This is a genomic window from Candidatus Rokuibacteriota bacterium (genome assembly GCA_030647435.1).
In the GTDB taxonomy this organism is placed as follows: domain Bacteria; phylum Methylomirabilota; class Methylomirabilia; order Rokubacteriales; family CSP1-6; genus AR37.
Genome location: JAUSJX010000118.1, coordinates 1 through 11,170, shown reverse-complemented (window position 1 = coordinate 11,170; position 11,170 = coordinate 1). Strand labels below are relative to the sequence as shown.

The following is an 11,170-nucleotide window of genomic DNA, read 5'->3' as shown; positions in this document are numbered from 1 at the left end:
CCTACATTCCGCACCTCGCGTGACGCGTTCTCGGGGATTTCGCCTACCTCCAACGCCTTTCTGTTGAACGACTTGCGTCAGTCGTAGGGAACGTTGCGACCCTCCATCAGGCCACGCAGGAGAGCCGTCTGCTCGCGGTCGATGGCGTCGAGGTCGCGCAGGGCCTTTTTGAAGTTCCTGTAGAGATCGACCCGGCGCCGGACGTCCTCGACGTCGGCCAGGCGCACGACCTGGCAGCGCCGACGGGCGTCCCGAGTGGTGGCGAGCACCCAGGCGTCGTGCGCGGGCGTCGTGGCGCAGTGGCATGTCGGCTTGCCGCAGGTGCGCTTGACGAGGGAGAGGCTGCCAACCAGGAACGGATCGTCGTCGCAGAGGGCCTCGAGGAGGCGAGCCCGTCGCTGCTCCAGGACGCGGAGCTTCCGGATCGTCGCGAGAGTCTTGTTGCGTGTCATGCTTGTATCAGTATATAGTGAGTTCTGATACAAGTCAACGCGCGAGCCCGGAGGTGGCCGATGCGCACGACACGGAACGGAGCGTCACTCGAGCGACATCATCTCGGGCCGCACCCGATCATTCGCCACTACCTGGAGCGGATGAACTTTCGGGGCATCGTCCGGGACTGTCTGGGCGGCGGCCTGCACCAGGGCCTCGACCATGCCGAGGTGCTCTCGGTCCTGGTCCAGAACATCCTGGTCTCGCGCGGGCCGATGTACCGCATCAAGGAATGGGCGCAGCACATCGAACCCGAGGCCTTGGGCCTGACCGCTGCCCAGGTGGGAGGGCTCAACGACGACCGGCTCGTGCGCAGTCTGGATGCGCTCGTCAGCGAGCGGGGGCGCAGCGTCTTCTTCCGGCTGGCGCTGCGGGTCATCAAGGACTTCGAGGTCAAGGCCCCTCGCGTCCACTTCGACACGACGACCGTCACCCTCTTCGGGCAGTACGCGTCCTCGCAGGCCGAGCCCCGCATCACGCACGGCCACAACAAGGACCATCGGCCGGACCTCAAGCAGCTCGTCTTCGGTCTCAACGTGACCTCGGACGGGGCCGTGCCGCTGCTGCACCACGTCTTCAGCGGCAACCGGACGGACGACTCCGTGCACGTGCGCAACGTCGACGAGCTTCGGGCCCTGCTCGGCCGCAAGGACTTCGTCTACGTGGCCGACAGCAAGCTCTGCACGAAGGAGAACATGGAGCACGTCGCCGGCCACGGCGGCCGCTTCGTCACCATCCTGCCGCGCACCCGCAAGGAGGACATCGCCTTCCGCAAGCAGCTCCGCGAGGGCTCCCCTCCGGTGCGGTGGCGCAAGATCCACCAGGTGGCGAACAAGAGACGCAGCGACGAGCCGCCCGACGTCTTCTGCAGCACCGACGCCGGCCCCGACGTCACGGCCGACGGCTACTGCCTGATCTGGATCCGCAGCAGCCAGAAGGCCCGCGTCGACGCGCAGGCTCGTGAGGACCAGGTCCGCAGGGCCCAGATCGAGCTCAAGGTCATGGCTGCCAAGGTTGGCACCCGCCAGCTGCGCACGCCGGCCGCGGTCCAGGCCCGGCTGAAGAAGATCCTCGCCGAGCATCAGGCCACCGGCCTGCTCGAGGTCAGCGTCAGCACCGTCACGGAGATCAGCCATCGCTACCTCCACTCCGGCCGACCCCGCCCCGGTGACCCCGTGCACGCCATCCGCACGAAGCGACTCCAACTCCACGTCACGCGCAACACCGCTGCCCTGCGCGCCGAAGCCCGCACCGACGGCGTCTTCCCGCTGGTGACCAACCTCCAGGGCCGATCGAAGCGCTCGAAGCGAGAGGTCCTCGAGATCTACAAGTACCAGCCGTACATCGAGAAGCGCTTCGCCCTCACCAAGTCCGAGTACGGCATCGCCCCGATCTTCCTCAAGAAGCCGCGCCGCGTCGTCGCGCTGCTTCACGTCTACTTCGTGGCGATCATGCTCTCCGCGCTGCTGGAACGTCAGGTCCGGGCGGCGATGAGCCGACAGGGCCTCGAGAAGATCTCGATCCTCCCGGAAGGGCGCGCCACCGCCACACCAACGACGCCGCGCATCCTCGAGAACTTCGCCGGCGTCTCCTGGCATGCGTTCCGCGAGGGCGACCGATCGATCCAGTTCCCCGTCGAACTCAAGCCCGTCGCCAGCTTGCTGCTCGGACTCGCCGACGTCCCGCGGGAACTCTACAAGTAGTCGCCAGATCCTCCCACGCCCAACGTGGGATAATCCACGGGAACGCCCTCAGACAAGTGCGGAATGTAGGCTGGAATCATGTGAACCCCCACAAACAAAAACAGCGAAGGCCCTTCGTCAATGGTCGACGCCAAGTATCCTCCAGTGGCTCGATCAACTCTCCCAGCCACCGGGGAATAATGTGTAGCGTTCTTTACAGACCAGCCACCAGAAAGCCCAGCGGTGGCTGGTCTATGAATGTTGGATATGGGTTACTTCACATTACGCGGCGCTTCACATGAAACCTGTAATGTGGAGCTCCACATTACAGGTTCAGGTTGAGCCCGCCGCCGAAGCGCTGCACGGCGGTCACGGTCCCGGTGCGGCCCGCTGGGATGCCCTGTCTCTGGGCCTGCTGGCGATAGAAGTCGAGCAGCGCCCGGGCATGGACTGCGAGCACCGCGCGCCTGAGCCCGTGATCCCACGCCACGAGGTACCGCAGCCAGGAGAACGGCAGCAGGTGCTCAAATGTGCAGCGCTCGCAGCGCACCCGGGCAAAGCCGTGGGCCAGCACCCCACAGGTCAGGAACTCGCGAAACTCCCGCGCGATGAACTCGGGCAGGCCGGCGCCGTCGGCCCGGTCGGCGGCGGCGCGCAGGAAGTCATCCAGGTGTTCCCGGATGACCCCGTGGAGCGCGCTCGCTTCCGCGTGACGGGGTTGATAGCGCTCGCTTGCACGGCCCATGCTCCTGCGTAGCGCCGACGGCGAAGCGCGCCAATGCCCAGAAACTGATACAGGACTGAGAGACTCCGCCGATCTTCGAAGGGGGGAAGGGATACGCTAGCTTGGCCACGAAACCCGCCGGCGCTTCAGAGCGCCGGCGGCTCGCTGATTGGCGAGTAAGGATCGGGGGAATCTAGAGTGCTGCCCCAGCTGCTGTGAGTGCTGGGCGGCGGGTTGAGAGGCCCGCTGCTCTTTCCCAGGTGTGGGCTGCCGCGAGGACTGATGATTCTCCCAGGGGGCGGCCGATCAGCTGGAGCCCGATGGGGAGCCCGCCCGCCGTGAAACCGCAGGGCACCGAGATCGCGGGCACGCCCGCGAGACTCGCCGGCGTGGTGTAGGAGCGCCGGCCGAAGAAGCGCGCGGCGGCGTCTTCCTTGCTCGTGACGGGCGCCGTGTGGCTGGCGATGGCGGGCGCTGGATGCGGTGAGGTCGGCGCCAGCAGGAGATCGAACTTCCCGAGCGCCGCCAGCAGCTGCTCGCGGATGAGCGCGCGGGCCCGCGCCGCCCGGTGGACGGCGACGGCGGGGATGAGTCCCGCGGTGACGAGCCGGCGCCGCGTGCCAGCATCGTATTCCTCCGGACGCGTCGTGAGCCACGGCTTGTGGCGCCCCGCCGCCTCTGAGTCGCAGAGCGCCATGAAGACGGCGCCCGCGAAGGGAATCAGCGGCAGCGAGATGTCCTCCACCGACGCGCCAAGGCCTGCGAGCCCGCGCGCGGCCTCCCTCACGGCCCTGCGGACTTCGGGCTGCGCATCGGCGCTGTCCACCAGCTCTGTGACGACGCCGATCCGCAGTCCCGTCGCGCCGCCCGCGAGCGCGGCGCGGTAGTCGGGGACCGCGCTGCGGCTCGTGAGCGGATCCCTCGGGTCGTAGCCCGCGATGATGCCGAGCACGAGCGCCGCGTCCTCCACGGTGCGCGTGAGCGGGCCGATCTGGTCCATGGACCACGCGGCCGGAAAGCAGCCGTGGCGCGAGACGCGCCCCCACGTCGGCCGGAGTCCCACGGCGCCGCAGTAGGAGGCGGGGCTTCGCACCGAGCCGCCGGTGTCCTCGCCCAGCGTCATCGAGCACAAGGCGACGGCGGCGGCGATGCCCGAGCCCGAGGACGAACCACCCGGGTCGTGCTCGGGATTCCAGGGGTTGCGCGGTTGGCCGTACGGGGAGCGGATGGTGCCGCCCAGGGCGAACTCGGTCAGGTGAGCTTGCCGAGGAGGATCGCGCCGGCGGACTTGAGTCTCTCCACGACGGTCGAGTCCGCTGAAGGGACGTTCGCGCGCAGAAGCGCCGAGCCCGACGTGGTGAGGACGCCGGCCGTGTCGATCTGGTCCTTCACCGCGAAGGGAATGCCGTGAAGCGGCCCGCGCCATGCCCCTTTCGCCGCCTCGGCCTCGGCGCGCGCGGCCTCCGCGAGGGCGCTCTCGCGGCAGACGGTGATGAAGGCGCGCAGGCATCCGTCGAAGCGGTCGATCCGCTCGAGATAGGTGGTCACGAGCTCGACGGGGGACACGCGTTTCTCGCGAACGAGCGCCGCCTGGCGCGCCGCCCCGGCGAAGGCGAGATCGTCGTCGGCGGGGCTCACGCGATTCCCTCGGGGCGCGTCGGCCACGGCTCGACCTGCTCCAGCGGCAAGGCATCCAGGGCCACCAGCGCGTCGAGAAAGGCGTTGAGGCGGTGGGCGATCTCCGCGGCGTCGTCACCGGTCAGCGGCAGCGACAGCGACAGCGACGCGGCAAGGCGGCGCACATCCTCTGGCGCGAGATCGGCCATGGCAGGGAATTATAGCATCATTTGACGGCTACGATGGCTTGGGCTAGGCTCGGCGCGTGCTCGACCTCGTGATCCGCGGCGGACGTGTCGTGACGCCCCAGGGCGTCGGCTCCTGGGACGTGGGCGTGCAGGACGGGCGCATCGCGGTGCTGGGCGCCCCCGGGACCCTGCCCACGGAGGCCGCCCGGGTCATAGACGCGACGGGCCTCATCGTGACGCCGGGCGGCGTCGAGCCGCACACCCACCTCGCTCACGCGATCATGTCGCATCCGGAGTCGCCGTCCATCACGCTCGGCCCCGAAGAGGACACGCGGGGCATGGCCTGCGGCGGCACCACGACCCACATCGACTTCTGCTACGTGCGGCCGGGCAGCGACATCCAGCCGGTGCTCGAGCAGCGCGCCGCGCGGTGGAAGGGGCAGTCGCACGTGGACTACGCCTTCCACATCACGCTGGCGGGCGCGCTGTCGCTCCGCGTCTTCGAGCAGATTCCCGAGGCGATCCAGCAGGGGCACCCGTCCTTCAAGGTGTTCACGACCAACATCCTGCCGCCGCACCCCAAGCGCGCGGGCAACCGTCTCGACTTCGGGCGCATCGGCTTCGCCATGGAGAAGGTCGCCGCGCACGGCGGCATCATGGTCGTCCACGGCGAGGACGAGGACCTCGTCCAGTTCAACTACGAGCGCTTCCGTGAGGAAGGCCGGATGGACGGGACGAACCTGCACCTCGTGCACAGCAAGCTCTCCGAGCTGCTGGCCTTCCGGCGCACGATCGCGCTGGCGAAGGCCAACGACGCCGCGGTGTACTTCGTCCACACCTCGGCCAGGGAGGGCGTGGACGCGATCGGCGAGGCGCGATCCCTCGGCCTGCCGGTCTACGGCGAGACGCTGCATCAGTACGCGTGCTTCAACGCCGAGTACTACAAGACGCCGCGCGGCTTCTGCTCGCACACCTATCCGTCGCTCAAGTTCCCCGAGGACCAGAAGGCGCTTTGGGACGGGCTCGTGCACGGCGGGCTCTCGACGCTGGCGACCGACGAGTACCCGACGAGCCTCGAGCTCAAGCTCAGCGGCCGCACGATCGAGGACGTCACGGGCGGCAACGTGGGCGCCGAGGCACGGCTCGGCATCGGCTTCACGGAGGGCGTGGGCAAGCGCGGCATGACGCTCGAGCGCTTCGCCGACATCACGGCGACGAATGCCGCGCGAATATTTGGTCTCTACCCTCGCAAAGGCGTGATCGCGCCCGGCAGCGACGCCGACTTCGCCCTCATCGACCCCTCGATCAGGAAGACGCTCGCCAAGGACGACTTCCACGTGACGGACTACAGCCCGTGGGAAGGCTGGCAGGTGACGGGCTGGCCCGTCGTCACCATCCTGCGCGGCCGCGTCATTGCGGAGCGCGGCAAGGTTCTGGGCTCGACGTCCGACGGCCAGCTCCTGCTCCGTAAGCTCGATCCCCAGGTGTTGCAGCGCCCCGTCTGCTGACCGGAGGTTTCCCATGGCCGGCAAGCTCTTCGACGAATTGGCGGTCGGTCAGGTGTTCCAGCATCAGCCCGGCCGCACCGTCACCGAGGCCGACAACGTCTTTTTCTCGTGCCTCACCATGAACCCGCAGCCGCTCCACGTGGACTTCCACGCCGCGGCCAAGGCCGAGTTCGGCAAGCCGCTCGTCAACAGCCTCTTCACCTTGGGCGTGGCGGTGGGGCTGTCGGTGGGCGACACGACGCTCGGCACGACTGTGGGCAACCTCGGCTTCGAGAAGGTCGAGTTCCCCAAGCCCGTCTTTCACGGCGACACCATCTATTCGGAGACCGAGGTGGTCGAGAAGCGGGAGTCCAAATCTCACCCCGAATGGGGCATCGTCACCTTCGAGCATCGCGCGAAGAACCAGCATGGGGACTTGGTCATGCGCTGCCGGCGGGCGGCCATGATGCGCAGGACAAGAGGCTGAGTGTGCGCCGCTCGCTCCACTTCGTCCCCGGCGGCCAGGAGAAGATGATCGCCAAGGCGCTGACGCTCCCCGCCGACGGGCTCATCCTTGACCTTGAGGATGCCGTGCCGCCGCAGCAAAAGTCCGCCACGCGGCCCATCGTCCGCCGCTGGCTCGAGACGCTCGACTTCGGCGGTCGCGAGCGCTGGGTCAGGATGAATCCCATCTTCACTGAGCACGCCGTGGCCGACCTCGAGGAGACCATCACCGCCCGGCCGGACGGCTACCTCGTTCCCAAGCCGCGCACCGCTGATGACGTGAGGCGCATCGCGGCCCAGCTCGAGCGCCTCGAGGAAAAGCACGGGCTGCCGTTCGGGTCGACGAAGCTCATCCTGATCGCTACCGAGACGCCGCAGGGCCTGCTGAACATCGGCGAAATCACCGCTGCAAGTAATCGTATCGTCGCCATCTCCTGGGGAATCGAGGACCTGTCGGCGGCCATGGGACTGCCGCGCGTGCGCGACGACGCGGGGCGCTACCTGGACATCCCGCGCCACGCGCGCGTCATGTGCGCCGTTGCGGCTTCGGCCGCGGCAGTCGAAGCCCTCGACACCGTCTACACCGACATCCACGATCTGGACGGCCTCCGCCGCGAGTGCCGCGACGGCGTGGCGATGGGTTTTACTGGAAAGATGTCCATACACCCGAGCCAGATCGAGGTGATCAACCAGGAGTTCACGCCGTCCAAGGCCGAGGCTCTGGACGCGCTGGCCCTCATCGCGGCCTTCGAGGAGCACGCGAAGAAGGGCGCCGGCGCCTTCGCCTGGAAGGGCCAGATGATGGACCAGCCGCATCTCACGCGCGCGAAGAAGATCGCCGAGCGCGCGCGGCGGGCGGGCGTGATCTGAAGCGCGGTCTGACGCCGCGCCGCGCCGCCGCGGCCCTGGCGGCGCTCCTCATCGCGAGCGCCATCGTCTTCGCCCTGCCGCTCGGACGCCGCCCGCTCGACAACCAGGACGAGGCCCGCTACAGCCTGCTGGCGCGCAAGGCCGTCGAGAGCGGCCACTGGATCCTGCCCCGCGTCCGCGGCGAGGTCTACCTCAACAAGCCGCCGCTCTACTTCTGGACGGTCGCCGTCTTCGCGCTGCCTTGGGGTGTCGTCACCGACGCGAACGCGCCCATCGCCTCGGTCGCCTCGGCGCTGGCGGGCCTCCTCGCCGTCTTTGCCATCGGACGCCTGCTGTGGGGCGCGCCTGCGGGGCTCGCCGCCGCGCTCATTCTCGCCACGAGCCCTTTCTACTTCTTCATGGCGCACCAAGTCCTGACCGACATGATGCTCACGGCCTGGATGAGCTGGGCACTCTACTTCTATTTGACCGCCTGCCGCGCGGCGAATCCGCTCCGGCCGATCCTCGGCTTCTACCTCTGCGTTGCGGGCGCGCTCGCGAGCAAGGGGCCGGCCGCGCTCATGGCGCTCGTGGCCGTCATGGCGGCGAGCCTGGCCACGGACGGCTTCCGCGGGCTCAAGCGCCTGAAGCTGCCGCTGGGTCTCGCCCTCATCGCGCTGACGGCGCTGCCCTGGCTCCTGCCCTATCTCCTCCAGCGCGAGCGGAGCTACGGTCAGGCCGTGGTGATGACGGACTACCTCGGCTGGTACTTCAGGAGCGCTGTCGCCTCGCGGCTGGAGGCGGTGGCGGGGCACCTCGCGCGCTTCCTGCCGTGGGGCTTCTTCATCCTTCCCGCGGCATTGTGGTGGGTTCGCGAGCGCGACGCGGATCGGCGAAGACTGCTCGTCTGGGCAGCGACGCTGGTCGTGCTCCTGAGCCTCTCGGGAGAGCAGCGGGCCCGCTACTTCCTCCCGCTGTGGCCCGTCTTCGCGCTTCTGGTCGCCGACTTCTTCGTGGGCGCCGCCGAGCGGGCCCGGGGGGTGGTGACGGGGGCGGCCGTGGTCTATCTCATATTAATGATGGGGGTGGGCGCCTTCGCGCTCTGGGGCACCGCCTCGGGATCGGACGCGGTCTTCCTCCCGGTCGCCTCGTGGGAGCGCTATGTCGTGGCCGGGGCGCTCGTCGCCGCCTCAGCGCTCGCGCTGCTCAGCCTGCGGGTGGATCACAGCGGCCTGGCGGCGTCGGCCTGGATCGCGATGGGCCTCGGCATAGCGTTGGCCGTGACGGCGCACGGCTACCCGCCCCGTTTCGCCAAGGACCACGACTACCCCGGAATCGCCCGCCGCATCGCGCCTTTGCTCGACCCGGCGCAGCCGCTGCTGGCCTATCCCGACGCCAACCTCGCCTGGGATTTCTATCTGCGCAGTCCCGTGAGCGAGGTGAGAAGCGAAGGCGAGGCCACGGCGCTCATCGCCGCCCCGCCCAAGGCGCGGCTTCTGATCCGCGCGGAAGACTGGCAGCGTCTCAAGCCCCAGGCCGACGCCGGCTGGAAGGTGCTCGACGAGGGGCAGGTAGGCCGCCGCCGCTTCGTGCTGCTGGGCAGCTAACGGACAAGGAGATCGGCATGGAATTCCAGCTTCGAAAGATCGGACACGTCGTGCTCAATGTCAGCGACCTCGACGCCTCGGTGCGCTTCTACCAAGAGGTGCTCGGCCTGCGCGTCACGGACCGCTATCCCGACAGCATGGTGCCCGGGGGCATGGTCTTTCTCTGCGTGAGCGGCGACCATCACGGGGTGGCGCTCGTGGGGGGCGGCAGGAAAGCCGAGGGCGACCGGGAGGCGACCAAGGCCGCAGGCGGCAGCCTCAACCACTTCGCCTTCGAGGTGGGATCCCTCGACGAGGTGTTCCACGCCCGCGCGTGGCTACGGAAGCATGGCGTGCCCATTGTCTTCGAGGGCCGGCGCCGCGCGGGCTGTCAGATCGCCGTGGAGTTCACGGACCCCGACGGCAATAACCTCGAGATCTACTGGAACATCGACCAGATCGGCACCGACGGCCACGTCCGCCCCGCGAGCCAGTGGCGCCAGGCGCGTACCCTCGAAGACGCCGTCGCCCATCCCGTAGCAAGCTTCGGGGTCAGGTCTTGAATTACGACAATGCTCGATTTCAAGACCTGACCCCGATCGGGCCGGTCGGAGCCGCCTGCTAGAACATCATCACGGAGCGCGCCACCTCGCCCGCCTTCATGGCGCGGAAGAACTCGTTCACGTCTTCGAGCCGGCCCCGGCGCGTGATCATCTCGTCCAGCTTGAGGCGGCCCTGCCGGTACAGCTCGATATAACGCGGCATGTCCACCTTGAAGCGGTTGGAGCCCATGCTGCACCCCTGGATCTTCTTCTCGCGGAGGAACATGGGGCCGTCGAGCTCGATCTTCTGCCCCACCGGGATCATGCCCACCACCGTGGCGGTGCCGCCCGGCCGGATGCAGTCGAAGCACTGCTCGGCGGCGATCTTGAGGCCGATGCACTCGAACGAATAGTCCACGCCGCCGTTCGTCATCGCGCGGATAGCTTGGACGGGATCGCCTGATTTGGCGTTGACTCCGTGGGTGGCGCCCAGCTCTTTCGCCGTGGCCAACTTGGACTCGACCGTGTCCACGGCGATGATCATGCGCGCCCCGGCGATGCGCGCACCCTGGACCGCCGAGAGTCCGACGCCGCCGGCGCCGAAGACGGCGACCGTCGATCCCGCCTCGATCCGCGCGGTGTTCAGCACCGCGCCGACGCCCGTGGTGACGCCGCAGCCGATCAGCGCGGCGCGGTCCAGCGGCATCGTGTCGTCGATCTTCACGAGCGCGTTCTCGTGCACCAGCATCTTCTCCGCGTAGGCGGACAGGTTGGCGAACTGGTTGACCGGCTGGCCCTTCCACGAAAGCTTGGGCGGATCCGTCTTGGCGCGGACTGGGCGAGTCTGGCAGAGGTGTGTCCTGCCGGTGAGGCAGTAATCGCAGTGCCCGCAGAAGACCGAGAGACAAGCGATGACGTGGTCGCCCGGCTTGAACTCGCTGACCTGAAGGCCGACCTCCTCGACGATGCCGGCCGCTTCGTGGCCGAGGATGGCGGGCGCCGGGAACGGGTAATAGCCGTCCACGAAGTGCAGGTCGCTGTGGCAGACGCCCGAGGCGACGACACGCACCAGCACCTCGCGGCCGATGGGCTTGTCGATGTCCACTTCCTCGATCGTCAGCGGCTGATGCGGACCATGGAATACGGCGGCTTTCATCTCGGCCTCCTGTGTCGGTCTAGTGGGATCCTGGTGGCGCGCAGGCACAGACATTGCGCCGCCTCGCCCGACGTGTCAAGGCCCCGGGTCCTCCCGTAACTCCGCTCTAAGGGGTGCCGAGACCGGTCGGGCGGCGGTGAAAAACGCGGGAAGACCCGAGGGCGCGTAGCGGCAGACGGGCGCAGGCGCGACGCGCCGGCGGCTACCGGGTGGGCGCAGGTGACTGGCCGAGGGCTTGGCGGGTCGCCAGCAGGCGCTGCCGAGCGAGGACTAACTCCGCGGGTCGCTCGCTGCTCGCGGCGAGGGTGGCGATGAGCTGGCTCTGATGGACCGAGAGGCGCGC

At 68.4% G+C, this 11,170-nt stretch carries 10 protein-coding genes and 1 pseudogene; 6 read left to right on the top strand and 5 right to left on the bottom strand.

Going from position 1 to position 11,170, the window contains the following annotated elements:
• Nucleotides 1–77: 77 nt before the first annotated feature.
• Nucleotides 78–452 carry a hypothetical protein gene (locus Q7W02_20335; protein MDO8478497.1) on the bottom strand — a complete coding sequence of 125 codons (375 nt, stop codon included), beginning with the start codon at nt 450–452 and terminating at the stop codon, nt 78–80.
• Nucleotides 453–512: 60 nt separating this feature from the next.
• Between Q7W02_20335 and Q7W02_20330 the strand changes: the two genes are divergently transcribed.
• Entirely contained in the window at nt 513–2,195 is a 1,683-nt protein-coding gene (locus Q7W02_20330; GenBank protein MDO8478496.1) for an IS1634 family transposase, read from the top strand.
• 304 nt (nt 2,196–2,499) lie between these two features.
• Here the strand turns inward: Q7W02_20330 and Q7W02_20325 are convergent, their stop codons facing one another.
• The 3 genes and pseudogenes from Q7W02_20325 to Q7W02_20315 form a co-directional block, all read right to left on the bottom strand.
• A complete protein-coding gene (locus Q7W02_20325; GenBank protein MDO8478495.1) occupies nt 2,500–2,919 on the bottom strand; it encodes a transposase zinc-binding domain-containing protein in 420 nt (139 codons plus the stop codon).
• Nucleotides 2,920–3,091: 172 nt separating this feature from the next.
• Nucleotides 3,092–4,446 (bottom strand): annotated as a pseudogene (locus tag Q7W02_20320) (amidase).
• A gap of 86 nt (nt 4,447–4,532) precedes the next feature.
• Complete coding sequence (locus Q7W02_20315) at nt 4,533–4,724, bottom strand: hypothetical protein (protein ID MDO8478494.1); 192 nt, start codon at nt 4,722–4,724, stop codon at nt 4,533–4,535.
• 56 nt (nt 4,725–4,780) lie between these two features.
• On the opposite strand from Q7W02_20315, the gene Q7W02_20310 reads away from it, so the two are divergent.
• From Q7W02_20310 to Q7W02_20290, 5 genes are read left to right on the top strand one after another with little or no spacing between them, the layout of a single operon-like run.
• Complete coding sequence (locus Q7W02_20310) at nt 4,781–6,211, top strand: amidohydrolase family protein (GenBank protein MDO8478493.1); 1,431 nt, start codon at nt 4,781–4,783, stop codon at nt 6,209–6,211.
• Between the two features lie 13 nt (nt 6,212–6,224).
• Nucleotides 6,225–6,677, top strand: a complete 453-nt coding sequence (locus Q7W02_20305) for a MaoC family dehydratase (protein MDO8478492.1) — start codon at nt 6,225–6,227, stop codon at nt 6,675–6,677.
• A 2-nt stretch (nt 6,678–6,679) separates the two neighbouring features.
• On the top strand, nt 6,680–7,564 hold the full coding sequence (locus tag Q7W02_20300) for a CoA ester lyase (GenBank protein ID MDO8478491.1): 885 nt from the start codon (nt 6,680–6,682) through the stop codon (nt 7,562–7,564).
• A complete protein-coding gene (locus Q7W02_20295; protein MDO8478490.1) occupies nt 7,480–9,150 on the top strand; it encodes a glycosyltransferase family 39 protein in 1,671 nt (556 codons plus the stop codon). Before Q7W02_20300 ends, Q7W02_20295 begins: the two co-directional genes overlap by 85 nt.
• 17 nt (nt 9,151–9,167) lie before the next feature.
• Nucleotides 9,168–9,692: a VOC family protein gene (locus Q7W02_20290; GenBank protein ID MDO8478489.1), complete on the top strand. Its 525-nt coding sequence runs from the start codon at nt 9,168–9,170 to the stop codon at nt 9,690–9,692.
• A gap of 58 nt (nt 9,693–9,750) precedes the next feature.
• Here the strand turns inward: Q7W02_20290 and Q7W02_20285 are convergent, their stop codons facing one another.
• Entirely contained in the window at nt 9,751–10,827 is a 1,077-nt protein-coding gene (locus tag Q7W02_20285) for a Zn-dependent alcohol dehydrogenase (GenBank protein ID MDO8478488.1), read from the bottom strand.
• Nucleotides 10,828–11,170 lie beyond the last annotated feature (343 nt).

Excerpts from the sequence above, each read along its gene's own strand:
- Q7W02_20335 (MDO8478497.1), bottom strand. The coding sequence starts at position 452 with ATGACACGCAACAAGACTCTCGCGACGATCCGGAAGCTCCGCGTCCTG.
- Q7W02_20325 (MDO8478495.1), bottom strand. The coding sequence starts at position 2,919 with ATGGGCCGTGCAAGCGAGCGCTATCAACCCCGTCACGCGGAAGCGAGC.
- Q7W02_20315 (MDO8478494.1), bottom strand. The coding sequence starts at position 4,724 with ATGGCCGATCTCGCGCCAGAGGATGTGCGCCGCCTTGCCGCGTCGCTG.
- Q7W02_20290 (MDO8478489.1), top strand. The coding sequence starts at position 9,168 with ATGGAATTCCAGCTTCGAAAGATCGGACACGTCGTGCTCAATGTCAGC.
- Q7W02_20330 (MDO8478496.1), top strand. The coding sequence starts at position 513 with ATGCGCACGACACGGAACGGAGCGTCACTCGAGCGACATCATCTCGGG.
- Q7W02_20305 (MDO8478492.1), top strand. The coding sequence starts at position 6,225 with ATGGCCGGCAAGCTCTTCGACGAATTGGCGGTCGGTCAGGTGTTCCAG.
- Q7W02_20285 (MDO8478488.1), bottom strand. The coding sequence starts at position 10,827 with ATGAAAGCCGCCGTATTCCATGGTCCGCATCAGCCGCTGACGATCGAG.